Annotated in this window: 23 protein-coding genes; 18 read left to right on the forward strand and 5 right to left on the reverse strand. The window is 65.8% G+C overall.

Annotated elements, in window-relative coordinates:
* Window positions 1-83: 83 nt before the first annotated feature.
* Window positions 84-1,004, forward strand: a complete 921-nt coding sequence (locus AC6JAM_RS11495) for a patatin-like phospholipase family protein (protein WP_026265980.1) — start codon at window positions 84-86, stop codon at window positions 1,002-1,004.
* A 208-nt stretch (window positions 1,005-1,212) separates the two neighbouring features.
* Entirely contained in the window at window positions 1,213-1,356 is a 144-nt protein-coding gene (locus AC6JAM_RS11500) for a hypothetical protein (RefSeq protein WP_155845608.1), read from the forward strand.
* Between the two features lie 238 nt (window positions 1,357-1,594).
* Here the strand turns inward: AC6JAM_RS11500 and AC6JAM_RS11505 are convergent, their stop codons facing one another.
* Window positions 1,595-1,954: a VOC family protein gene (locus AC6JAM_RS11505; RefSeq protein ID WP_144600224.1), complete on the reverse strand. Its 360-nt coding sequence runs from the start codon at window positions 1,952-1,954 to the stop codon at window positions 1,595-1,597.
* A gap of 119 nt (window positions 1,955-2,073) precedes the next feature.
* On the opposite strand from AC6JAM_RS11505, the gene AC6JAM_RS11510 reads away from it, so the two are divergent.
* The 9 genes from AC6JAM_RS11510 (at window position 2,074) to AC6JAM_RS11550 (ending at window position 12,900) form a co-directional block, all read left to right on the forward strand.
* Window positions 2,074-2,976, forward strand: a complete 903-nt coding sequence (locus tag AC6JAM_RS11510) for a LysR family transcriptional regulator (protein WP_497934702.1) — start codon at window positions 2,074-2,076, stop codon at window positions 2,974-2,976.
* A 131-nt stretch (window positions 2,977-3,107) separates the two neighbouring features.
* Entirely contained in the window at window positions 3,108-4,481 is a 1,374-nt protein-coding gene (locus AC6JAM_RS11515) for an MFS transporter (RefSeq protein ID WP_018770652.1), read from the forward strand.
* Window positions 4,478-5,389, forward strand: coding sequence for a shikimate dehydrogenase (locus tag AC6JAM_RS11520; RefSeq protein WP_018770651.1), 912 nt, complete (start codon window positions 4,478-4,480; stop codon window positions 5,387-5,389). The genes AC6JAM_RS11515 and AC6JAM_RS11520 overlap by 4 nt, the downstream gene beginning before the upstream one ends.
* Window positions 5,386-6,126: an SDR family NAD(P)-dependent oxidoreductase gene (locus AC6JAM_RS11525; protein ID WP_056391576.1), complete on the forward strand. Its 741-nt coding sequence runs from the start codon at window positions 5,386-5,388 to the stop codon at window positions 6,124-6,126. The genes AC6JAM_RS11520 and AC6JAM_RS11525 overlap by 4 nt, the downstream gene beginning before the upstream one ends.
* A 66-nt stretch (window positions 6,127-6,192) precedes the next feature.
* Window positions 6,193-7,317 carry a Gfo/Idh/MocA family protein gene (locus AC6JAM_RS11530; protein WP_488315575.1) on the forward strand — a complete coding sequence of 375 codons (1,125 nt, stop codon included), beginning with the start codon at window positions 6,193-6,195 and terminating at the stop codon, window positions 7,315-7,317.
* Window positions 7,318-7,325: 8 nt separating this feature from the next.
* Window positions 7,326-9,392 (forward strand): FAD-dependent oxidoreductase, encoded by a 2,067-nt coding sequence (locus AC6JAM_RS11535; RefSeq protein WP_497934704.1) that lies wholly within the window; start codon window positions 7,326-7,328, stop codon window positions 9,390-9,392.
* Window positions 9,389-10,258 carry a sugar phosphate isomerase/epimerase family protein gene (locus AC6JAM_RS11540; RefSeq protein WP_497934705.1) on the forward strand — a complete coding sequence of 290 codons (870 nt, stop codon included), beginning with the start codon at window positions 9,389-9,391 and terminating at the stop codon, window positions 10,256-10,258. The genes AC6JAM_RS11535 and AC6JAM_RS11540 overlap by 4 nt, the downstream gene beginning before the upstream one ends.
* Window positions 10,255-11,094: an aldo/keto reductase gene (locus AC6JAM_RS11545; protein WP_018770646.1), complete on the forward strand. Its 840-nt coding sequence runs from the start codon at window positions 10,255-10,257 to the stop codon at window positions 11,092-11,094. Before AC6JAM_RS11540 ends, AC6JAM_RS11545 begins: the two co-directional genes overlap by 4 nt.
* A gap of 12 nt (window positions 11,095-11,106) precedes the next feature.
* Complete coding sequence (locus AC6JAM_RS11550; RefSeq protein WP_497934706.1) at window positions 11,107-12,900, forward strand: FAD-dependent oxidoreductase; 1,794 nt, start codon at window positions 11,107-11,109, stop codon at window positions 12,898-12,900.
* Between the two features lie 61 nt (window positions 12,901-12,961).
* Here AC6JAM_RS11550 and AC6JAM_RS11555 read toward each other — a convergent pair whose 3' ends face one another.
* Together AC6JAM_RS11555 and AC6JAM_RS11560 are read right to left on the reverse strand one after the other, a co-directional pair.
* Window positions 12,962-14,833 (reverse strand): pectinesterase family protein, encoded by a 1,872-nt coding sequence (locus tag AC6JAM_RS11555; protein WP_223992730.1) that lies wholly within the window; start codon window positions 14,831-14,833, stop codon window positions 12,962-12,964.
* A complete protein-coding gene (locus tag AC6JAM_RS11560; RefSeq protein ID WP_497934707.1) occupies window positions 14,833-16,176 on the reverse strand; it encodes a pectate lyase family protein in 1,344 nt (447 codons plus the stop codon). Before AC6JAM_RS11560 ends, AC6JAM_RS11555 begins: the two co-directional genes overlap by 1 nt.
* A gap of 164 nt (window positions 16,177-16,340) precedes the next feature.
* Here AC6JAM_RS11560 and AC6JAM_RS11565 point away from each other — a divergent pair, with 164 nt between their 5' ends.
* From AC6JAM_RS11565 to AC6JAM_RS11580, 4 genes are all read left to right on the forward strand, one after another.
* Window positions 16,341-16,643 (forward strand): hypothetical protein, encoded by a 303-nt coding sequence (locus AC6JAM_RS11565; RefSeq protein ID WP_134165488.1) that lies wholly within the window; start codon window positions 16,341-16,343, stop codon window positions 16,641-16,643.
* A gap of 82 nt (window positions 16,644-16,725) precedes the next feature.
* The gene (locus AC6JAM_RS11570; RefSeq protein WP_018770641.1) at window positions 16,726-17,040 is read left to right on the forward strand and encodes an ArsR/SmtB family transcription factor; all 315 of its coding nucleotides are present in this window, start codon (window positions 16,726-16,728) and stop codon (window positions 17,038-17,040) included.
* Window positions 17,037-17,444: an SRPBCC family protein gene (locus tag AC6JAM_RS11575; protein WP_018770640.1), complete on the forward strand. Its 408-nt coding sequence runs from the start codon at window positions 17,037-17,039 to the stop codon at window positions 17,442-17,444. The genes AC6JAM_RS11570 and AC6JAM_RS11575 overlap by 4 nt, the downstream gene beginning before the upstream one ends.
* A gap of 103 nt (window positions 17,445-17,547) precedes the next feature.
* Window positions 17,548-17,796, forward strand: a complete 249-nt coding sequence (locus AC6JAM_RS11580) for a hypothetical protein (protein WP_018770639.1) — start codon at window positions 17,548-17,550, stop codon at window positions 17,794-17,796.
* A gap of 433 nt (window positions 17,797-18,229) precedes the next feature.
* Here the strand turns inward: AC6JAM_RS11580 and AC6JAM_RS11585 are convergent, their stop codons facing one another.
* Together AC6JAM_RS11585 and AC6JAM_RS11590 are read right to left on the reverse strand one after the other, a co-directional pair.
* Window positions 18,230-19,990, reverse strand: a complete 1,761-nt coding sequence (locus AC6JAM_RS11585) for a DUF5671 domain-containing protein (protein WP_497935953.1) — start codon at window positions 19,988-19,990, stop codon at window positions 18,230-18,232.
* Window positions 19,987-20,451 carry an LpqB family beta-propeller domain-containing protein gene (locus AC6JAM_RS11590; RefSeq protein ID WP_018770637.1) on the reverse strand — a complete coding sequence of 155 codons (465 nt, stop codon included), beginning with the start codon at window positions 20,449-20,451 and terminating at the stop codon, window positions 19,987-19,989. The genes AC6JAM_RS11585 and AC6JAM_RS11590 overlap by 4 nt, the downstream gene beginning before the upstream one ends.
* Before the next feature lie 265 nt (window positions 20,452-20,716).
* Between AC6JAM_RS11590 and AC6JAM_RS11595 the strand changes: the two genes are divergently transcribed.
* The 3 genes from AC6JAM_RS11595 (at window position 20,717) to AC6JAM_RS11605 (ending at window position 24,353) form a co-directional block, all read left to right on the forward strand.
* Window positions 20,717-22,087: an MFS transporter gene (locus tag AC6JAM_RS11595; RefSeq protein ID WP_018770636.1), complete on the forward strand. Its 1,371-nt coding sequence runs from the start codon at window positions 20,717-20,719 to the stop codon at window positions 22,085-22,087.
* 110 nt (window positions 22,088-22,197) lie between these two features.
* Entirely contained in the window at window positions 22,198-23,454 is a 1,257-nt protein-coding gene (locus tag AC6JAM_RS11600) for an aminopeptidase P family protein (protein WP_018770635.1), read from the forward strand.
* 62 nt (window positions 23,455-23,516) lie between these two features.
* A complete protein-coding gene (locus AC6JAM_RS11605) occupies window positions 23,517-24,353 on the forward strand; it encodes an IclR family transcriptional regulator (RefSeq protein WP_056391544.1) in 837 nt (278 codons plus the stop codon).
* The last annotated feature ends 26 nt before the right edge of the window (window positions 24,354-24,379 follow it).

Consider the following 24,379-nt stretch of genomic DNA (forward strand, 5'->3'; position numbering starts at 1 on the left):
CGCTCCCCGCAGTCCACGATCGAGCGGCTGAACTAGTCGCCACCGGGAGCGCCGAATCAGGCAATTCGCGAAGGGCGACTCCCATGAACTCAACACCTTCTTTAACTCCGCACGGCACCTCCGCGGTGTCTTCCGGGCGCGCACTGGTCCTTGGCGGCGGCGGCTCAACAGGAAATGCATGGCTGATCGGCGTCCTCGCCGGGCTGGCGGATGCCGGTTTGGACGCGACCGGCGCCGAGCTGGTCATCGGCACCTCCGCCGGGTCAACAGCTGCAGCCCAGATCGCCGGCGCCCCTCCCGCCGAACTCTATGCGGCCGTCCTTGACGCTGCGCCGCAGCAACGAACGGCTCCGGCCGGAGCAGCTGCTGGGGTGAGTCCCGCCAGGCCGGTGTCCGACCACCTCGAGCGGACTGACCGGATCATCGCCTCAGCTGCAGATCCAGCCGACATGCGCCGCAGGATGGGCGCGCTGGCGCTGGACCTCGCTTCCGCGCATGACGCCACCGGGCGGTGGCGCGAAACCGTCGCCAGCCGGCTGCCAATCCGGGAGTGGCCGCAGCACAGGCTGCTCATTACGGCGGTCGATGCCCGCACCGGCGAACCGGCCGTCTTCGACCGCAACAGCGGCGTGGACCTGGTGGACGCCGTCGCCGCCAGCTGTGCCAGCGGGTTCGCCTACGGGATCGGGGACAGGCGCTATATCGACGGCGGCTACCGGCGCAACGAGAACGCCGACCTTGCCGCGGGGCACGGGCGCGTCCTGGTGCTTTCGCCCTTTGGCGGCAGGACCCGGATGCCGCTCGAATGGGGCATGCAGCTCACCGCGCAGATGGCGGAGCTGACTGCGGGTGGGAGCAGGGTGGAAACGGTCTTCCCGGACAGCGGTTCCGAGCACATGTTTGGCGCCAACGCCATGGATCTGTCACTTCGTCCGGCCGCGGCCCGGGCTGGGTTCAGCCACGGTGAAAAGCTGGCCCCGCAGCTCACTGAATTCTGGCGTTGAGTGGGTGGTTTTCCTGCGGCAATTTCGGAAATTTCGGCGCCATGCCCAAATCAGCAGAATCATCAATTTAATGTTTTTGTACTCCGCTCCGAAAATGACCAGACCCCGCCGCAGGGCAGGTGGAGGCGGCTGCGTGGGGCGATTTTGGGAGGGCTGGATAAATAAATAAAACGGCGTAGGGTGGCGGGTATCGCAAGCAAGGAAAGGCGTGATTCCGATGTCCGGAAAATCTCCCAGGGGCTCCGCTGCCAAAAAGGTCGGCAAGTCGATTCTTGAAAAACGGGCCGACAAAAAAGCGAAACATGAAAGCGGCATACTCAACATCGTGAAGCCGCGCAAGAACCAGCGCTGACAGGCGCGCGGGCGGCCGGAACTCCTAGCCCGGCCGCCCGCTGCTGACGGCCGGGATCAAAGCAGGAAGGACGACGGCGGGTGCCCACCCGCCGTCGTCCTTCCTGCCTGACTGCCAGTCCTCCGATGGTGACGCCGCGCCAGAAGGTGTTTTTGCCGCTCTCCCGCAGGTAGCCGGCGTTGACAGTGTCGCGCGGGAAGTAGTGGTGCCGGCGGCGGGCTTGTTTCCGGTGACGGCGCTATCGCGGGCTTTTGTCGATGACGCAGAACCGGTTCCCGTCCGGATCCTCCAGGACCACGAAGTCCGGGTCATCCGGGTACAGGTCCCAGTCCACCCGCTGGGCGCCCAGCGAGACCAACCGGTCAACCTCCGCAGCCTGGTCATCCGCGTAGAGGTCCAGGTGGATCCGCGGGTGGTCCTGGACGGGCGTTTCGCTGAGCTGGAGGGACAGTTCCGCGCCAGGGCCCGACGCCGGCACGAGGGTCACCCACGTGTCGTCGCCAGGTTCCCGCGGGACGTAGCCGATGGCGGCGTTCCAGAAGTTGGTGGCGGCGGCAACGTCGTTGACGCCGAGGACGATGGTTCCGATGGTCAACATCCGCCCAGCCTAAACCCGGTCCTTGGGGACCGGCCAGGTTCCTGCGCATGGGGGAGCGCCGGTGTCTGCGAAAGCTGCGCGCCCACGGCAATAGGCACGAAAGAGTAAATTCTGAAGATATGACAGAGATCCGCTGGCTGGAAGCATTTGTTGCGGTTGCCGAAGAACTGCATTTCGGCCGTGCCGCACTGCGCCTGCACACTTCGCAGTCGCCGCTGAGCCAGACCATCCGGAAGCTGGAGGCGGACCTGGGGACGCGTCTCTTTGAACGCAACACCAGAAGCGTAGCCCTCACACCGGCAGGGTATGCCCTGCTGCCGCGGGCGTACCGTGTGCTCCACGAAATGCGCCTTGCCCGGGAGGCGGCCCAGACCGAGGAGGCGGGCGTCCGTGGCAACATCAGGATTGGATTCTCAGGTGCCGTAAACCATCTCACTCTTCCGCCGCTCACCCGCGCCGTCCGGCGTCGCTATCCCGACATCAAGATGGACCTCACCAGCCGGGTCCGAACGGCTGATGGACTGGCCAGCGTCGCGAAGGGCGCTCTCGACCTTGCTTTCGTTGGCCTTCCCGAATCCCCGCCAGCGTCGGTGATGACCAGGCTGGTTGCCAGTGAGGAAGTCGGCGCGGTACTTCCTTTGGACCATCCGCTGGCCCAGGAACAGTCCATCCCATTGAAGTCACTGGCAACCGACGACTTCATTTCCCCGCCGCTGGATGGCTCATCGTCAATGACCGACGTGATGCTCGCGGCCTGCCAGGCGGCGGGATTCCGTCCCCGCATCGTCCAGGAGTTGTCAGACCCCTACATGGTGTTGACCTTCGTCGCCGCCGGTGTGGGGGTCACCCTGATGAGCAGCGGGATAGCGGGCATCATTCCCTCCGGAGCCACATACGTGGCCCTGGATGACCCACCGCATTTCATGAACCATGCCATCGCGTGGTCGGCGGAGAACGATTCAGCCGTCCTGGCCGCTGTGCTCGGAGTTGTCGAGGAGATCTTTCCGGAGATTCCCCGCTGACGACACCTAACTCCACTTAGTGGAATAGCAGCATAGTGATAGATCATTTTAGTCGTGGACTAGCTAAGTGATGACAGCCACACTGGATGGAGCAGCCGCATCAAGCGGCGAACCACAAGAAAGGGAACTCCATGTCAGTGTCGACATCGGCTCCAGCACGCCCCAAAAACAACGCGAAAATCGCGGCCGTATCCGGCTTCGTGGGCAGCGCACTTGAGTACTACGACTTTTTCATCTTCGGCTCCGCGGCAGCGCTGATCTTCGGCAAGCTGTTCTTCGCGCCCGGTCCCTCCGCCATGCTGCTGTCCTTTGCAACGGTGGGCGTCGCCTACATCGCCCGCCCGCTCGGAGCAGTGGTCTGCGGGCACCTCGGCGACAAGTTCGGCCGCAAGCGGGTCCTGCTCCTGACCCTGCTGCTAATGGGTACCTCGACCTTCCTCATCGGCTGCCTGCCTACCTATAGCCAAATCGGGATGGCAGCGCCCATCCTCATCGTGGTTCTTCGCCTTGTGCAGGGACTTTCGGCGGGCGGCGAATCACCCGGATCAAGCTCACTGACCCTTGAGCACGCCCCTGACGGGAAGCGCGCCTTCTACACCAGCTGGACGATGAGCGGCATCATGTTCGGCATCGTGCTTTCCACCCTTGTCTTTATTCCGGTGGCATCCATGCCCGAAGACCAGCTGTTCTCCTGGGGCTGGCGCATCCCCTTCCTCGCCAGCGCAGTAGTCACAGTCATCGCCTTTATCCTCCGCCGCCTCCTCGAAGAGCCTGCCGTCTTCGAGGAAGTCAAAGAGCACGACGCAGTGGTCAAGGTACCGCTTGTTACGCTGTTCCGGCATCACTGGGCAACCGTCATCCGCGTCACGGCAATGTCGCTGTTCACCATCATCAACACCATCATCAACGTCTTCGCCCTCTCCTACGCCACCTCGGTGGTCGGCGTGGAAAAGGGACTCATGCTGACGGTGATCGCCGTCGCGAACCTTGCCGCCGTCGCCATGGGTCCGCTGGCAGGCATGCTGTCGGACCGGATCGGCCGCAAACCCGTCTTCGTCTCCGGGCTGCTGCTGCAGATCGGCATGATCTACGTGTTCTTCATGGCCCTCTCCGCCGCGAACGTCCCGCTGATCTTCCTCACCGGCATCCTGCTGATCGGTGTCGCCTACACGTCCACCAACTCCATCTACCCCGCCTACTTCCCGGAGCAGTTCCCGGTCAGGGTCCGGTACTCGGGCATGGCCATCAGCCTCATGTTCGGACTGCTCCTGGCCGGATTCGCCCCGGTCATTTCCGAGCTGCTGATCGGTGGGGACAAAGCCAACTGGGTGCCGGTCGCAACCTTCGCCGCGGTGGCCTGTGCCATCTCCGCGGTCGCTGCGCTGATGGCACCCGAGACCTTCAAGACTCCAACTGCCCAGCTGGGACTGAAGAAGTCTGACCTGGCGCGCCACCCGGCGTCGTCCGCCATTCCTGCGGCAGCCACCGCCAAGGTGCAGGCATGAGCCAGCTCGCGCTGCCTGGCCTGTGGTCATTCCAACCACGTGAAGCCGATACCGGCCACCGGTTTGTCGTCGGACTGCTCGGATCGGGGATCGGCGGCTCACTGACCCCGGCCCTACATGAAGCGGAAGCCGATAGCCTGGGCCTTTCCTACACGTACCGAGTCATCGATCTGGACGTCATCGGAGAACCCGCAGAGCGGTCCGCGGCACTGGTGCGGCGCGCAGCAGACCTCGGATTCGACGGCCTGAACATCACCCATCCGAGCAAACAACTGGTGCAGGACGGCCTCGACGAACTCTCACCCGAAGCCCGGATCCTCGGTGCCGTCAACACCGTCACTTTCCACAACGGAAGGGCGGTGGGCCACAACACGGACCACGTTGGCTTCATCGGCGGTCTCCGGGCCGGCCTTCCGACCGCAACGACCGGCTCGGTGGTTCAGATCGGTGCCGGGGGAGCCGGTGCGGCAGTGGCCTTCGGGCTGCTCAGCGCCGGAACCAGGAACCTGGTCATTGCTGATATTGAACCGGCAAGGGCCGAAGATCTCGCCGCCAGGCTCGCCCGGCACTTCCCGGGCAGCCAGCTGTCAGTGAGCGGGACGGATGCCATCGCCGGAAGCCTCCGGGAGGCCGACGGGCTGGTGAACTCCACGCCCATCGGCATGACAGGCCACCCCGGTACACCGGTGGATCCGGACCTCATCCACCCCGGCCTGTGGGTGGCGGACGTGGTCTACCGGCCGCTCGAAACCCAATTGATCAGGGCAGCGCGTGGCAAGGGCTGCGCTGTACTTGACGGCGGCCGCATGGTGGTTGGCCAGGCAGCCGCCGCCTTCGAACTCTTCACCGGGATTCCCGCAGACGCTGACCGCATGCTTGCCAACTTCCGACGGGCGGTTAGCCGATGACACGCCAGGCACCGGCCACCATCACCGGGTCCCGCTGCCTGGTGGTCGGGGCAGCCAGCGGCATCGGGCGTGCGACGGCGTCATGCCTTCGGGCGTCCGGGGCGGCGGTGGTCGGCGCCGACCTGCCCTCGGCCACCTGGCCCGGAGAAGCCGGGACCTCGTCACTGGCCATGGACGTCACCAACCCGAGGTCCGTTGCTGCGGCCGTGTCCGCCGCAACGGAGGACATGGGAGGGCTCGACGCGGTGGTGAACTGCGCCGGCATCCTGGGTCCCGTGTCCCCTGCGGCGGACATGTCCGTGGAAGACTTCGAACGCATCATCAGGATCAACCTGACCGGGGCGTTCATCGTCTCCCGGGCCGTCCTGCCGCGAATGGCAGAAGCAGGCTACGGCCGGCTGCTCCACATTTCCTCGACAGCCGGCAAGGAAGGCGTGGCCAACATGGCCGCCTACTCCGCCAGCAAAGCCGGGATCCTGGGCCTGGTCAAGTCCCTCGCCAAGGAGTTTGCGCTGTCAGGGGTCACCGTCAACGCCCTCGCCCCGGGCAATGTTGTAACCCCGCTCTTCGCCGAAGTTCCGCAAGAACAACAGGCAGCCCAGGCCGCCAAAATCCCGATGGGCAGGTTCGGCACGCCCGCCGAGGCGGCCTCGCTCATCCAATTCATCATTTCGCCGGCGGCCTCCTACACCACTGGCTTCGTTTTCGACCTGTCCGGCGGCCGCGCCACCTACTAGGCCGGAACCAGCCGGCCGCCCGGACCCACACACTTTCCCACCGCACCAGAAAGACGGCACCAGTCGATGAACACCGCACCACCTCCCACCGCCCGCCCTCTCCGGATTGGAATCGCAGGATGCGGCGCAATCTCCCGCAACCACCTGGAGGCCTTCCGCGCCCTTGACCACGTCACCATCGCCGGGGTCTGCGACATCGACCTGGACCGTGCGCGTGGCACTGCCGGGGCGTGGGGGATCCCGGCGGCAGTGAACACCGTCCGGGAGCTCCTGGACCTGGGCCTGGATATCATCTCCGTCTGCACGCCGCACCCCACCCATGAGGATGTGGTGTTGCAGGCCGCTGCGGCAGGCGTCCATGTTCTTTGTGAAAAGCCCATCGCCATTGAGCTGGCATCGGCTGAGCGGATGGTGAAGGCCTGCGGGGATGCCGGTGTGAAGTTGGGCGTCCTCTTCCAACGCCGGTTCTGGCCTGCCGCGCAGCGCATCCGTGCAGCGATTGACGACGGCACGCTGGGCCGGCCCATCATGGGCCAATGCTCGGTGATGTTGTACCGCGAACCGGAGTACTACTCCCGGGATGCCTGGCGCGGAACGTGGGCCAACGACGGCGGCGGCGTCCTGATGACCCAGGCCATCCATTACATCGACCTGCTGCAGTGGTTCATGGGAGATGTGGCAGAGGTCTACGGGAAGATCACCACCTACAAGCACGGCGGGCACATCGAAGTGGAGGACTCAGCGACGGCCGTCATTACCTTCACCTCCGGTGCCATGGCCACCCTTGAAGCGTCGACGGCGGTGTCCCCGAGCCTTGGCGTGCAGGTCAGGATCACGGGGGAGACCGGTGCCTCCGCGTCCCTCACCGAATTCCCGGAAGGCAGCGACGGGCGGGTGGACCTGTGGGCAGTATCCGGGACGGTCAGCACCGAGCCAGCCTACCCGGAAGGAATGCAGGGGAACGTTCCCCTGGAAAGGATCAATGGCCAACTCATCCCCCACCACACCTCCCAGGTCAAGGATTTTGTCCAGGCCGTCCGTGAAGGAGGCGAACCGGCCATCACAGGCCGGGACGCCACGAAGGCCCTGCGGATCCTGCTGGCGGTTTACGAATCGTCCCGTACCGGCAAACCCGTCCACTTCACCCAACTGCCGTCAGATACCCTGCCCCGTGTTCGGGTTGCAGGCTAAGGAACGTCATGGAATCCAACACACGCCACGCCGCCCGTCCGCTCACCCTGGGCCGCAACGGCCGCACCCCAAAAACTCTCCGTAACCGCCTCGCCTCCGCTCCCATGGAACGCAATTACGGAACCGCCGACGGCCGGATCACCGAGCAGTACATCGACTATCTGGTGACCCGCGCCAAGGCCGGGCTGGGGATGGTCACCACCGAGGCCACGTATGTCCGCGCCGACGGCAAGGGCCGCACCCACCAGCTGGGCCTGCACAGTGATGCCATGATCCCGGGTTTGCGCAGACTCACGGACGCCCTGCACGCGGAAGGCGCGCTGGCCGCCGTCGAACTCAACCATGGTGGGCGCACCGCCCAGGCCGCCGTGTCCGGTCTCCGGAACGTGGCGCCCTCACCGGTGGCGTGCGAGGTGGCCGGCGGCGAGGTTCCGCGTGAACTCACCGTGGAAGAGTGCCACGAACTGGCGGAAGCCTACGCCCACGCCGCCCGCCGGGCGGTCCAAGCAGGGTTCGACGTCATCAACATCCACGGCGCCCACGGCTACCTGATCCATCAGTTCATGTCGCCCATTTCCAACCACCGCACGGATGAATTCGCCGCCCCGGAACGTTTCATGAACCTGGTCATCGATGCAGTGCGGGCGGCTGTCCCGGACACCATTGTGGGCATGAGGGTGTCAGTTGTTGAAGGTCCAGCGGACGGCATCACCGCCGAGCAGCAGGTGGCCATCATCGCCAGGGCCCACCTGGAGCACCTGGACTTCCTGGACCTCTCCGCCGGCAGCTACGAAGCCGGCGAATGGATTGTGCAATCCGGCGAATGGAAACCTGGAATCCTCGCTGACTACGCCAAGGCGTACCGACAGTTCGGCCTGCCCCTCGGGATGGCGGGGCGCCTGAACTCCCCGGCCATCATCGAAGAAGTACTCCGGGAGGAAACCTGCGATTTCGTCAGCCTTGCCCGCGCCATCCACGCCGACCCGGCTTTCGTCGGCGGCGTCCTCCAGGGCGGCCGCTACCGTCCCTGCATCGCCTGCAACGTCTGCATCGACAACCTGGGGCTCGGCCAGGTGACCTGCACCGTTAACCCGGCCCTGGGACGTTCCCGCGTTCCCGTTCCCACACCTGCCGTTCGCGAAGGATCCCGCGTTGTCGTGGTGGGTGCCGGCCCTGCGGGCCTTACGGCAGCCCGGGAACTTGCTGAAGCGGGAGCGCAGGTGACCGTCCTCGACGACGGCGCCCGCGCGGGCGGTCAGTTCGCCCTCGCCGAGCGGATGAAGTCCACGCCGGACTTCCACCGTTTTGCCGAATGGTCCGCGGAGGAGAATACACGGCTGGGCATCGATGTCCGGCTGGGGGCCCACGTGAATACCGGCCGCCTGGACGACCTTGTCCGCGGCATGGAAGCAGACGCCGTCGTGCTGGCAACGGGGGGTCTCCGACCCGCGGCAGGATTCACCGGGGCAGACTCCGCCAACGTTATGGATGTCCGCGAGTGGCTCGCCAAGCACCCGGAGGTTCTCGGCGCCAGTCCGTCAGACAGTGAAGTCCCTGATGCCGTGACCATCTGGGGAGCGGACTCCGTCGCCATGAGCGTCGCTGACACTTTGGCCCACAGGGGGACGGCTGTGCTCCTGGTGGGCCCGCAGGAGGCCATCGCGCCGGAATCCGGGCGGAGGGCCAAGATCCTGGCCGTGCCCCGGCTTGAGGCCAACCCACGGGTACGGATCCGGCTCGGCTCGACGATTGAAGAGTACGACGGCGGCCGGGTCCGGATCAGCGGTCCGGGCCTGGCTCCCGAGGGGGAGTGGCTGGACGCGCCGGGACCGCTCCTGGTTTCGCGCTCCGTGGTTCCGCTTGACGGGTCCGTCCCGGCGCGGATCCGGGACGGAGAGCTGGGCCGCCAGGCCACCGTGCCGGTGACGCTGGCCGGGACCGTGGCGGACCAGGCCCCGGCCATTGCCTCCAACGCCGTCAAGAGCGGCTATGACGCAGCGCAGAGGATCGCCGGGCTGCTGGCGTCCAGCGCCGCCGCAAACACCGAATTGAGCCTGAACGGAGCATCGTCATGACCGGAAATGCGCACAGGCCCATCGGCCTGGCACAGCTGTCCCTGCTGAACACGGCCCCGCCTGAACTTGTGGGCGTGGCAGCCCGGGCGGGCTTTGATTTCGTCGGCGTCCGGGTCCGGCCCGTAACGCCGTCCGAACGGCGTTACGATCTGCAGCCCGGTTCACCGATGCTGCGCGAAACGCTGGCCCGGATCAAGGACACGGGCGTCGGCGTACGGGACATCGAATTCCTGCTTCTTGACGGAAGCGACCAGCGCGACGCGTGGCTGCGGATGATGGAAGCCGGCCAGGCACTCGGTGCCAGTTCCCTGACGGTGGCCGGCGGCGATCCGGACAGCACCCGCCTGACGGACACACTGGCGCGGATGACCGAGGACGGTCGAGGTTTCGGCATCACACCCACCCTGGAGGCGATCTCCTACCAGCCGGTCGCCTCCATCGCCCATGCAGCTGGCATCGCGCGACAGGCGGGCTGCGGGATCGTGGTGGATACCCTCCATTTCAACCGCTGCAGCGGTCCGGGCGCGGCCGCCCAGTGGAAGGAGCTGCGCACCAACGCGGACCTCGTGCCGCTCCTGCAGTTGTGCGACGGGCCGGCAGCACGGCCGGTCAGCCGTGAGGCGCTGGTCGTAGAGTCGCGGTCTGAGCGCGGGATTCCCGGCGAGGGCGGGTTCGGCCTTGCGGAGGCGGTTGCCGCGGTGCCGCCCGGACTTCCGGTCAGTGCGGAGGTGCCCTCGGACCGGCGCGTGGCGGAATTCGGCGAGCTCGGCTGGGCACGCCGGCTCAAGGCAGGCGTTGACACTGTGCTGGCGCAGGCCGGCAGCAGGCAGCCGAACAGCTCTGTCCGCGCGGTGGCCGCGACATGAGCGCCACCACAAGCGAGATCACGACGGCGGAGCTTACGCCGGGTGTGCGCATTCCGCTCGTCGGCCTGGGAACATGGCCCTTGACTGGTGAGGGCGCCGCAGCGGCGGTGCAGCAGGCCATCGGCAACGGCTACCGGCATATCGATACGGCCGAGAACTACGGCAACGAAGAAGCGGTGGGGGAGGGGATCCGCCGCAGCGGTATCGGGCGCGGAGACCTTTTCCTCACCAGCAAATTCAACAGCCGGTGGCACAGCCGCAGCGGAGTGCGTGATGCCTTCGGCGAGGCTGTAAAGCGGCTCCGCGTCGACTACCTGGACTTGTTCCTGGTTCACTGGCCCAACCCAACCCAGGGGAGGTTCGTCGAAGCCTGCGAAGGACTGCAGGAACTTGTCAATGACGGCTCCATCAGGGCCTGGGGCGTCTCCAACTTCAAGCCGGCGCATCTACGGCTCGTTCAGGACGCAGGCCTTGCCGTCCCGCTGAACCAGGTCCAGGTGGACCCCGAGCACGGCCAGCCGGCGCAACTGGCCTGGCACCGTCGGCACGGGATAGTCACTGCCGCCTACAGCCCGTTGGGCCGCAACGGTAAGTTCCTCGGCCATCCTGCGGTGACCGGACCGGCGCGGCAGCTCGGCAAAACCCCCGCCCAAATTGTCCTGCGCTGGCATGTCCAGCACGGCCGGGTGGCGGTGCCGAAGTCCGCGGACGGCCAACGCCAGCGCGAGAACCTGGACGTTTTCGGCTTTGCCCTGGCACCGGAACAGCTTGAGGCCATCGACGCCCTGGAGACCGGCGCGCCGCCGCGCCTGGACTCCGATACCTTCTTCCATTAAGAAAGCACCGAAATGACTGCATCATCAACAACACCTTCATCTGCCCTGCCGACGATAGACTGCGACGTCCTGGTAGTCGGCTCCGGGGCCGGCGGCCTGTCCGCCGCCGTCACGGCTGCCTACCACGGCTTAAAGGTCATTGTGGTGGAAAAAGCCGAGGTCTGCGGCGGGGCCACATCATGGTCCGGGGGGTGGGCCTGGACGCCCGGAAATCCATTGGCCAAGGCCGACGGCGTCGCCGAGGACCGGGAACTGTTCCGTACATACCTGCGCCACTGTCTCGGCCGGAACTATCAGGAGGAGCGGGTAGAGGCCTTTCTGGAAGCGGCCCCGCACATGGTTGGCTTCTTCCAGAACAAGACAAGCCTCCAGTTCGTGCCGGGAACCAAGATCAAGGACATCTACGGCAACACCCCGGGCGCGGGCGCCGGCCACCGCTCAGTGGGGCCCAAGCCAATGAACGCCCGCCGGATCAAGCCAGAGCTGCGCGCCAAGATGCGCCACCAGCTCTACGAAACCTCGTTCCTTGGAATGGGGATCATGGCGGGTCCTGACCTGACCAAATTCCTCTCCGCCTCCCGTGGCAACATCAGGGGCATCGTCCATGCAGGTTGGCGGGTGGGCTTCCACCTCCTGGACCTCCTCACACACCGCCGGAACATGCAGCTTGTCAACGGCACGGCCCTCACCGGGCGCCTGCTGAAGTCGGCAGATGACCTGGGGGTGGAAATCCGCGTCTCCACCCCAGCCAAGCACCTGCTTACCGACGGTTCCGGCACGGTGACGGGCGCCGTCGTAAGTTCCCCGCAAGGTGAGCTGCAGATCGATGCCTCCCGCGGCGTCGTCCTGGCCGCAGGCGGCTTCCCCAATGACATCTCCCGGCGCAAGGCGCTGTTCCCCGGGAACCCCACGGGCCGGGAGCATTGGACACTGGCACCGAAGGAAACCACCGGGGACGGCATCACCATGGCCCAGGCCATTGGGGCACGCTTCGAGACCGATGTCGCGTCGCCCGCTGCATGGTGCCCGGTGTCGCTGGTCCCGTACCGGAACGGACGGACCGGTACGTTTCCGCACATCATGGACCGTGCCAAGCCGGGCAGCATCGGAGTCCGCCGGGATGGCAAGCGGTTCGTCAACGAGGCAAACGGCTACTACGACTACGTTGAAGGCCTGCTCAATGCGACCCCCGAGGGTGAGCCCGTAGAGGCGTGGCAAATCGCCGATGCCGCGTTCGTGCGGAAGTTCCCCCTGGGCATGGCGAAACCCCTGCCGGTGCCTCTCTTCCCGTACATACGGTCCGGCTACCTCAAGAAGGGCAACACCCTTGAGGAACTGGCGGCAGCATGCGGGATTGATCCACAGGGGCTCACGGCCACAGTGGCAGCCTTCAACGCCAATGCCCGTCTGGGCATTGACCCCGACTTCAACCGCGGTGAGACCGAGTTCAACAGGTACGGCGGCGACCCCGGGAACACCCCCAACCCTTCACTGCGTCCCCTGGAGAAGGGCCCCTTCTACGCAGTGAAAATTGTCCCCGGATCCTTCGGTACCTTTGCCGGACTCGCAGCCGATCATCACGCACGGGTCCTGGATACGCAGGGCCAGCCCATCAGCGGCCTTTACGTTGGGGGCAACGACCAGGCCTCGGTCATGGGTGGGCACTACCCGGCTGGCGGAATCAACCTGGGCCCCGCGCTGACCTTTGGGTACATTGCGGGGCGCCGCCTCGCGGACGCTACGGAGTATGAAGACGACAACACCCTCGAACCGGGAGTACAGGGGAGCCAAGTTCATCCAGGCTGAGAGACGTGCAAGCTGCGAGAGCCCGGCTCCCCTGCCGGAACCGGGCTTTCCCGTCCCGGGACTAAACGGCAGGCACCACGCTGCAATCCGCCCTTGAACCAGCGAGCTGCGGCGCCCACCCGTCACTTCCCTGCAGGTAGGTCCTGGTCGTGTACTTGGCCGCCTCAGCCGCGGGCAACTGCGGACGGTCGGGGGTAACCTGCGCGCCGGGGCCGTGGTTGTTGTACTCATGGAACCGCGCCTCGCGCCAGGAGAAGCCGCTCATGTCCGTCCACGGCGTGCCGGAGATGTGGGCGCCAAGCCAGGAGTCCCGCACCAGGACCTGGGCAACGGCTTTCGGGTCGCCGCTGGGATGCCACGGCCTGCCGAGATGGACGGTGTCCCTCGCCGCGTCCGACACCAGCCGGCACTGGTCGAAGAGGTAACCGTGCGGGATGGACAGGTCCTGGCTGCCCGCCGTCACGTAACCGTTGTTGGTGGTGGAACCCCGATCCAGGGATTTGATTTCGCAGCCTCTGAAGACGGCCGTTCCGCGGCCGAAGATGAAGTCCACGTCGCCTTCCACATAGCAGCCGTCAAAGTAGAAACGGGCCTGGACGCCTGCAGCCGGTGAGTTGACCAGCAGGGTGTCCTGGTTGCCCAACAGCCTGATGTTGGACAGCACCGACCGGTCCGCCGTGATGTGCAGCGCCACGGCCTGGCGGTCCTTCATCCCCGTGTTGGCTGCCTCGTCGAAATCGTTGCTGATGGTCAGGTTCCGGGCCACAAAGTCCGGCCCGTCGATCCGGACGGACGCGCTGCCGGAGGTGCCAAAGTTCCCGCTGCCACCCGGCTTGGGGGTGCCGGACGCGTTGTTGAAGACCAGCACCACATCCTCGGGACGTCCGCCCTGGCCGATGAAGGAGATCCGCGGCTTGTCGGCCGGAACCCGCACGGCTTCGCGGTAGGTGCCGGGCTGGATCCTGATGACGGCCCGCTGGAGGCTCCCCGCAGGCGCGGAATCCACGGCGGCCTGTACGGTAGCGAACGTCCTGCCGGGTCCGACGTCGAGCGTCATCGGGACGTCGATGGGCCGCTCGGCCGGCCAGTACATGTCGAGCAGGGGTTCCGTGACGGCATCGATGTTCTGGAAATAGCCCGGCGGGACGATCTCCTTGGACTGCAGTTCACGTGCCACGAGGCGGGCCACCGCCACCGCGCCGGCGGCTTGGAAATGCGTGTTGTCCTCCGAACCCTGAGGGTACTGCGGGTGCTCGCCGGGAGCCAGGAAAAGGAACTGCGACTTGGTTCCTTCCGGCCCCAGCTGCTGCCAGAGCTGCTTCGAGGACGCGGTGAGGTCCACCAAAGGAGTGCCGGACGCGGCGGCAAGCTCCCGGACAGCCTGCGGATACGCGCCGTGGGAGTCCTTCGCATTGCCGAACGAGTCGAAGCGGCGGCGTTCCACCGGGGTGACCAGCACAGGTTTTCCCCCGCGTGCCCTGGCCCCGTCGATGTACCTGCCCAGGTACTCCTTGAACGTGGTGTCCGGGAGCGTTCCGCGCGCTGGGTCCGCCACCTTTTCGTCATTGTGGCCGAAAGAGACCAGCAGGTAATCGCCCGCCTGCATCAAGGTCAGCACCTGGTCCAGCAGCCCGGTGTCGGCAAAGCTCTTCGAGGAGGCGCCGGACCATGCGTAATCAAAGACGGTTGCCTGCGACCCCAACAGGAGTGGCAGGGCCTGGCCCCAACCGGCGCGGGGGCGCTCGGACTGCTGGTAGGCCGACGACGTCGAGTCCCCGACCACGAAGATGACCGGCCTGTTGCGGGGTTTCGTGGGGTCGGGGCCAGCTTGGGCGAAGGCCGCCGCCATGCCCGTTCCAGGGAAGGCTGCGGCGCCGGCGGTGAGTGCCAGCGCTGTCAGGACGCTGCGGCGGCTGGGCAGGATGGCAGCCATCAGAGGTCGCCTCCGGCCGTGAAGACCGGGCCCGTGGAGTCCTTGAGCAGTGCCGGCACGGCCTGGGCCGGGTGGACCTGGGTGCGCAGGGCAGGTATCCAGGACGTGTCCTCGGCCAGCTGGCCTGCGGGCGCCGCGGCGGCGTTGTACTCGGCGCGAATGTCGGTGATCTTGCCATTGACTGCATTGGCGGTGGTGGTAATGGCCGTTCCCTTGTAGCGGCCGATGATCTCCGCCGCATCAACGCCGGCTGGAAGCGTGAAGGCGTTCGCCTCCGCGTAGAGGTGTGAGCTGAACCCGGCGCCCAGGCTGTATTCGTAGGGGATGGCGCTGTCTTCGGTCACCTTAAAGTGGTTGTTGTACACGTCCACGTGGCCGAACCGGACGCGTGGCGCGCGCTGGCCCACATTTTCAAAGACGTTGTGGTGGATGGTGACCCGCAGTTTGCCGGGGTCCCCGCGCGTGGGCGAATCGGTGGAGCCGATCAGCAGCAGCTTGTCGTGGTCGGAGAACCGGTTGTAGGACATGGTTACCAGGTCCGATCCGTTGGTGACATCGACGGCGCCATCATGCACCTGGTAGGGGCGGCCGAAGTAGAGCGGCTGGGAGCTGTCGAGATTGGGGGCGTCCGTGAAAGCAGAGTGGTCGATCCAGACGTGCGTGGCCTTGTTGATGACTTGCAGCAGGTCGTATTCGCTGTTCCAGTTCCCCTCAGTGCCATCTGTGGGATCCCACGCGGGAAAGCAGTCGGCAGCGTCCCGCAGGGTGAGGTTACGGACGATGACATTGCTGGCTCCGTTGATGCGGAGGGCTGCGCCGGTGATGCTGCTGCCGGGAGTGGCACCGACGATGGTGGTGTTGCCTGGGATGTCCCACCGGATGGTCTTCGCCTGCTTTGCGGCGGCCAGGCGCCTCGCGTCCTCCTGCGGGCCCTCCGGCTTGCGGTCCCGGCCGTGGGTTGCCGGATCAAAATCCTCGAGGTACTGCGCCAGGCTGTAGTTCGTGCCGTCCGCGTAGCTTTCGCAGGTGAGTGGCGAACCATCCGCGGCAGTGTTGGCGTCGATGCTGCCGTGAACACGGACAATCTTGGGCTGGTTGCCGCCGGTGGCGAATGCAGCCAACAGTTCCGCCTTTGTGGAGACGTCGTAAACATTGGCGGCCTCTGCTGCCGAGCCGCCGGTGGTTCCAGTACCTTCGGATGCCCAGCCGTTTCCAGTGGGAAGAATCTGGCGCTCAAGCGGCGTCTGGGCGGTCTGGGCCGTGGGATCCGCCACTGGAACTGGGGAAGCTCCTGCCGGTCCGGCAACGAGGAGTGCTCCTGCAATGGCAATGGCTGCAGACATGGATAAGTGCGTACTGCTTTTTCGCATGTTCTCTCTTCCGTCATTGGAATGAACTGCGCCCAGGACCGGGGCCACTATGCCGCCGACATTTGTGAGCGCTGACAAGGACCATATCCAGAAAACGGTTTCTCGGCAATAGTTCTACTCCGGCTAGACTCGCCTGCATGGGGGAAAACAACATGCCTGACGAGCGCCAACCGTCCAAACGCGGCAAGCTTCCAGCCGCCGTCGTGCCAGTGCTCGGTGCTGCGGCGGTGCTGCTTGGCTGCCTGATCGCGTACCTGAACCGCAACTTCACCGGCTGGTTTGCCTATGCGCCGCTGAGCAAGACGCCCTTCAGCGCCAACGGCGCGGCCTTCGTCACCCAGGGGACCCAGATAGGCCTGGCCATCATGGCCGCCGGGCTGCTGGTGCTCGCATTCTGGGCTGGCTACCGGTTGGGACGGCGGGCGAACCCCGGACGCTAAGGCGCCGCCAGACCCGAGCCAGCGGAGCCGCCCAGCGGAACCCGCCTTGATACGTCGGAAAATTCCGACATATACTGTGGGTGTGCTTCCCGATGTCTTTGCCGCCGTAGCCAACCCGGCACGGCGCACCATCCTGGACGAGCTTCGGCAGGGACCGCGGACGGCCGGTGAGCTTACCGGCCTGCTGGACCTCAGCCGCCCCGCCGCGTCCGAACACCTGGCCGTGCTTCGCGAGGTGGGGCTGGTCCGCGAGGAGCGGCAGGGCCGGAACCGGGTGTACCACCTCCAGCCTGCCGCCCTCGCCGAGGTCGGCGGCTGGGTAAAGAACTTTGAGCACTACTGGAACCAGCGGCTGGACGCGCTGGCAGACCTTCTGGACGAGGAGAATCCGTCATGACCGAGAATGCCATCCGGCTGGAACGCCACTACCCGCACCCTGCCCCGGCGGTGTGGGCTGCACTGACCACACCGGAACTGCTGGCGCGCTGGTGGGCGCCCGGCGATATTGCGCCCGTGGCGGGACATCGTTTCACCATGGACATGGACGCCTGGGGCCGGCAGCAGTGCGAGGTCCTGGCCGTGGAGGAGGGCAGCTCCATCAGCTTCCTCTTCTCCGAAGGCCAGCTGGACACCACCATCACCTGGCGGCTCGAACCGGTCGACGGCGGTACCGTCCTCCACTTCGAACACGCGGGCTTCCAAGTCGATACCCCTATGGGCCGCCATGCCATAGAAGGCATGGGCAACGGCTGGCCGGGCCTGCTGGCCCGCATTGACGGGATCCTCGCCGAAGTCTCCTGACGCCTAGGGGGAGCGGACGACGGCGGGACGCGCCCGCCGTCGTCCGCTCCCTTCGGCGCCTTCCGCAGGTTTACCGCCCGAAGGAGAAGGGTAACGATGGAGTATGACTGATTCAGGAGCGGGCGGCGCCAACGACCCCTTTGACGGCAGCGACGGGATCGTGGCCGGAACCGAGCACCTTGAGACGCCTGAAAGCATCGCCGAGGATGTCCGCCACGACATCCAACTGGGCCACGTCCAGGACGATGTTACCCACGTCCTTGAGGAGCGGTTCGAGGAAGCAGGCATTGAGGCCCGCCCTGAGGAAGTGGATGACCTCGCCGAAGAAATCGAGCGGGACGCATCAAGCTAAGCCCCTGGCGTCGACGCCAAGGAGCAGGTGCTTCACCGAGCAGGACGGGCCTGAAACGGCAGGTAACAACCTGGTCCAGTGCGCTGGCCGTGTTGGGCGCATGGCTTCAAGGAGTCATACCGGTGGTCCAGGTGGCCCGCCCCTCAACAGGGTGGTTGCGGCTTAGGGCCAATCGGCCCGGGTGAAGCGTATGGGGCTCCGCAGTGTGAGAAGGCAATCGGATGTCCACTCGGCGACATTGCCTTGTGAGTCCTGTGCATTGGGCGCTGCGACCTGCTGCACGTCCTGGTTTGCAGCGTCTTGAGGACCATCGGCGATGCTTTTCATTTATCCCCCTTGGCAAGCGTGTGTGCCCACCCTAGGCACCCCGGAATGCCAAAGGAAGAGGGTTAATCCACCAGCGGGATAAACTGCGCAAATCTTGAGTATCACGCTACTCGGCACCAGGAACGGTCCGTGTTCGCGCTGTGGTTGCTGCCTTCCAGGGCCCCGCCCCGGCTGCTACCAGCGGCGTGACTTCCAGCCGGGTTCCCGGCCCTGCCAGCACCAGGACATGCTGGGCTGCCACGCCATCCAGGGCGGCAGCCACCTGCGGGACGATGTCCTCCACCCCGGCAGGAAGGACGGACGACGGCGGAAGTCCGGCGCCGCCGTCGTCTGCCCTCAGCCACGTGGTCACTTTGGCGCCGCCGGTGGCATCAGCGATGCCACGTGCCAACGCCTCCGGGTCCACGGTTCCCGGCGCGTAGCCGCTGATGAGCGTGACCCGCTCAATAACCCGTTTATGGATGGGTGCGGCGGCGGCAAGCAGGGCCCGGTCATGCCGCCACAGAGCAAAGTGGTAACCCGCCACCAGCCCGGCCGCCACCAGGAGGCCCAGCGGGGCCCGGATCCGGTCCAAAAGGCTGCCGCCCGAAACGTCACCCAGGAGGAATTCGAAGAGCCGGTAGCCAATGACCAGCAGCGTAATGAGCGCCACCACCGCACTGACACCGAAAAACGCCACCAGGTAGACGCGCCGGCCGGGAGGGATATCGGCTGCCGTCCGCGGCTGGTGCCTCGGCTTCCAGGCCTGCCACCAGACCGGGCCGCCGACGGCGAGGGAACTGATGCCGCCCAGGAGCAGGGTGCGCGTGGCACCACCGGCCAGTGGCGATACCGCAGCGGCCAGCAACGCGTTCACCACCACTCCGATGCCGGACGCGGCCGCGGCAAGCGCCACGGCCGACGTCACCAGGAGACTGGCGCGGCGGGTCCGGGGTGATCGGTGGACGGACGTGGTGCGGTGGTACCGCCACACCAGGGCGCCGATGACGGCGGCCGCAATGGCCGGGGCGAGCGGTTCGAGCAGGTCGTTCAGCGGGTCGTTCCGGTCAAACGCCAGCCGCAGGAGGACAAACAGGATGACACCCAGCCCGCCCAAAGCGGAGATCCCGGCGACGAAGATGCCGACAACGATGATGGTGACGTCCACCAGCCCTGTTTGGTAGCGCCGGCCACCCTCCCGGAACCAGTGCCACCACCACACCACTGCTCCGCCGGCGGCCCAAATGAGGGACCGGAGGACGTCGACCCACCACGGCTCAAAGGTGGCGGTGGCCGTGAAACCGCGGATGGCGACATCCAACAGCGTACTGAGCGCGGCAATCGAAGCGCCGGCGGCCAGCAACAGGCCAAAGACGAAGCCGACGACGGCGCGCACGTCCTCAAGGTGCGATGACGGTTTGCGGGGGTGCTTCCACATCCACCGGTGCCACCACCAGATAGCTGCCCACACAAGGGCGTTGGCCAACGGGGACTGCCACTGGCTTTCCTTCGCATCAACAAAAGATGAGGCGAGGTCCAGCAGCGATGTGGTGCCGATGATGAGCGAGACCGCGTACATACCGGTCAGGTAGAGGCCCCACCCGGGCGCAGTCCGCTCCGATTCGTCGTCGAGCCTCCGCCACACGAACCACCAGAGAAGCAGTGCCAGCGGGCCGCCGATCAGGGTGAAGGCCAGCGACAGGGCCAGCCCGGCCACGTCGCCCGCCGCCAGGACAGACGCCGTTCGGAACAGCCGTTCCAGCAGTCCGCTGAGGCCTGACGCCGTGATGACCACCAAGGAAAACAGCAGAACGTACAGGATCAGGCGGCGAAGTGTGGCCAGGCCGCTGGCGGGAGCGGGAGCCAATGGTGCTGCCGGCGCCGTCATTGCTTCACCGGCGTCACGGTGCAGGCCATCAGGGGGTACGGCGGCTGGTCGATCATCCATGTCCCGTTCACCTTGAGGAGCGAGAAGGCGTCCTCCATCTCATACTCTGAGGGGCCGAACGGTCCGCCCTGTGACGACCGCACGATCGAAACTTTGACGGTGGCTGAATCGGTGCGCTCCGTCGTCGAAATCAACACCACCCGGGCAGGGCGCGGTTCGCCCGGGTAGGACCCGCTGCACCTGCTCCGGGCACCCTCGGTGAGGAAGGACTGCGCGGTGGGGATGTCGCCGTCGATCACGGCTTTGCTGTACTGCTGGACCACTCCGGCGGGGCTCGCCTTATCCAGCGGTGCCGGCTCACCCCGGGTAAATACCACGGCCAGCGCAACCACCACCAGCACCACCACAACGCCCGCCAGCGCGAGCAGGATCCGGTCCGGTTTTCGCGCTGCGTCGTCCATGGCGCAAGTATGCGGCAGGTCGGCGGCTTTCGCCCGTGTCTTAGGACCTGATTTTCCGCCGCCACTCGAAAACTCAACAACGTTGCGCCTCACGCAACATAATCGGGCATTGCTGGCCGATTGCGTTCGTCCTGCGACGGCGTTGCCACTCCGTGGAATGAGCTAAGAAACTTTATCGGCGGCTATTGACTGTGGCACGCGTCACGGCCTATCTTGAAACAACCATGTTGCAACAGCTGCAACTCCTACTTTTACTGGTGGTTCCATGAGTAACGAATCAAACTCACCCGTCGCAGGAGTCATTGCCAATGACGTTGATGCTCCTTCCGCGGCAGGCCACGGCGCGGACAACCCGGTGGCCAGCAAGGACGTTCGACGCCGGGTGGTCACGGCGAGCTTCATCGGCAACTTCGTCGAGTGGTTCGACTACGCCGTGTACGGCTATCTCGCGGCCGTCATTTCCTCGGTATTCTTTCCCGAAGCCGACCGGCAGACCGCGCTGCTGGCAACCTTCGGCGTCTTTGCCATTTCCTTCTTCGTCCGGCCCCTGGGCGGCTTCTTCTGGGGCCACATCGGCGACAAGCTGGGCAGGCGCAAAGCCCTGTCGCTCTCCATCGTCATCATGTCCGTCTCCACCTTCTGCATCGCCCTCATTCCGGGATACTCAACCATCGGCATGCTGGCTCCGGTCCTGCTGCTCCTGGTCCGCGTGGTGCAGGGCTTCTCGGCAGCCGGCGAATACGCAGGCGCCTCAGCCTTCCTGGTGGAATACGCCCCGGCCAACCGCCGCGGACTCTACGCCGCGGTGGTCCCGGCCAGCACCGCAGCGGGCCTGCTCCTGGGTTCCCTGATCGCTGCGCTCCTCAGCTCTGTGCTCAGCACCGAACAGCTGCACGAGTGGGGCTGGCGGCTGCCGTTCCTCCTGGCGGCACCCATGGGCCTGATCGGCCGCTACATCCGCACCAAGCTGGAGGACACACCCGCTTTCCGCGCCCTGGCCGACCAAGCTGAATCAGCGCCTAAGGCTCCTGCGCTGGACATGTTCCGGACCTACCGCAAGCAGCTGATCATTGCCTGCGGGGCAGTGCTGCTCAACGCCGTCGGCTTCTACGTCATCCTCAGCTACATGCCCACGTACCTTTCCGAGGAACTGGGCTTCGGGCCCACCGAATCCTTCCTGGCCACTACCATCGCCCTGGCCAGCTACATCGGATTCATCTTCCTGACCGGCATCGCGTCGGACCGGTTCGGCCGCAAGAAAATGCTGATCACCGCCTCCGTGCTGTTCATCCTCCTGACCGTCCCCGCCTTCATGCTCCTGGACACCGGCAACTTCCTGGTCATCGTGCTGGTCCAGATCCTGCTGGGCGGCATGCTCACCCTGAACGACGGCACCCTGCCCAGCTTCCTTGCCGAACTGTTCCCCACCAAGGTCCGGTACAGCGGATTCGCAGTCAGCTTCAACCTGTCCAATGCATTGTTCGGCGGCACCGCACCCTTCATGGCCACACTGCTGATCGGCCTGACGCAGAGCAAGCTGGCCCCCGGCTGGTACCTGGTGGCGGCCTCTGTCGTATCCCTGGTGGCCGTGCTGTTCGCCGCCGAAACGTCGCGGAAGCCCCTTAAACACCTCTGAGCGACCAGAGGCCCCTCAACCAACCCCTCGCACAAACAACACCAACTGCAGCGCAATCACCTGCCGCGGCATGCCCTGGCAGCAGCTGCATCCATTAGAAAGGCACACCCGTGACCATCACTGCCGACAACGCCTCATCCATCGCCGAGCTGGAGCGCCTCAAGGTCCTGCACAACGGCACCAAGGGCAAGCTCACGTTCTCCGACGCAGAGTTCGAGCGCCGCCTGGGCGGGCTCCGCCGGATCATGGCCGCCAAGGACCTGGACGCGGTCATCCTCACCAGCTACCACGGCATCAAGTACTACTCCGACTTCCTGTACACCACGTTCGGCCGCAACTACGCCCTGGTGGTCACCGCTGACGACTCCGTCACCGTCACGGCCAACATCGACGCCGGCATGCCCTGGCGCACCTCCTACGGCGAGAACATCGTCTACACCGACTGGCGCCGCGACAACTTCTACTTCGGCCTGCAGGAGGCACTGCGCCAGCGCGGCGTCAAGGCCTCCCGCCTGGGCGTCGAGGACGACTTCCTCCCCGGCCTGACCCGCGAGAAGATCGCCGCCGCCTTCCCCGGAGCGGAACTCCTGGACGTTTCGCAGGACGCCATGCGCCAGCGCATGATCAAGTCCGCCGAGGAGATCGAGGTCATCAAGCACGGCGCCCGCATCGGCGACCTGGGCGGCGAAGCCATCCGCAACGCCATCCGCGAGGGCATCACCGAGTACGAGGTGGCCCTGATCGGCACCGAGGCCATGGTGCACGAAATCGCCCGCACGTTCCCGCACCGCGAGGTCCGCGACACCTGGGTGTGGTTCCAGTCCGGCATCAACACCGACGGCGCCCACAACTGGGCCACCACCCGGAAACTGCAGCAGGGCGACATCCTCTCGCTCAACTGCTTCCCGATGACCTCCGGCTACTACACCGCCCTGGAGCGCACCCTCTTCCTGGGCCAGCCGGACGAACGCTCCCTGGAACTGTGGAACATCAACGTGGAGGTGCACCGCCGCGGCCTGGAACTCATCAAGCCCGGCGCCGTCTGCAAGGACATCGCCGCCGAGCTCAACGAGATCTACATCAGCCACGGCCTGCTGGCCAACCGCACCTTCGGCTACGGACACTCCTTCGGCGTCCTCAGCCACTACTACGGCCGCGAAGCCGGCCTGGAACTGCGCGAGGACATCGACACCGTCCTGGAACCCGGCATGGTGGTCTCCATGGAACCCATGATCACGGTGGCGGACGGCCTGCCGGGCGCCGGCGGCTACCGCGAGCACGACATCCTGGTCATCGGCGAGGACAACACGGTGGAGAACATCACCAAGTTCCCGTTCGGCCCGGAACACAACATCATCCAGGCATAACCATCACACTGGGAGGCGGCGCCACGGACACGTGGCGCCGCCTCTGCCGTCCATGAGGAAAGATGGTGTCCACCATGACTCCTGCAAAAACCTCCGACAGCAACGGCAACGGGACCGGCACCAACGGCGGGACGGACGCGAAAGGCGCCTCCGTCGTCGTCAATGCCATCGCCGTCCTGCGCACCTTCACGGCTGACGAACCCCTGCTGGGCGTCACCGAAATCGCCAACCGCGTAGGCATGCACAAGAGCAGCGTCTCCCGGATCCTGGCCACGTTCGAGCAGGAAAACCTGGTGGAACGGGACCCCGAAACCAAGCGGTTCCGGCTGGGGCTGGGACTCATCGCCGTCGCCGGGCCGCTGCTGGCCGAGATGGAGGAACGGCGCGTGGCGTATCCGGTCCTGCGGCAATTGACCGAGCAGACCGGGGAAACCAGTGCGCTGATGCTCTGGAACGGGGATGAGGCCATCTGCGTGGAGCAGATCGCCAGCCACCATCAGATCAAGCACACCACGCCTTTGGGGGCGCGCTACCGGGACGCCATGAGCGCCTCCGTCCAGGTATTCCTCTCCACCCTCCCGGCCGAGCGGGTACGGGAGCTGCTGCGCAGCGGAACCATCACCTTTCCAGGACTGGACGACGCCGGACTGGCAGCTTACGAAGCCAGGCTCCAGGATGTGGCGGAGCGGGGATGGGCGGGAAACTACGGCGAATCGTCCATGGACGAGGTTGGCGTCGCCGCCCCCGTCCGGGACCACCGCGGCGACATAGTGGCCGCCGTCCTCATCCCAGCCCCCCGCTTCCGGGTATCGAAGGAACAGTTCGAAAGCCTGGGGGAGGCCTGCGTGGCCGCCGCCGCCAAAGTCACCACCCGCCTGGGCGGGCGCCCCACAACCTGAAGCGGCGTGGCGGTGTTCTGCGTCTT

The organism is Arthrobacter sp. GmRoot5-12 (assembly GCF_059739365.1).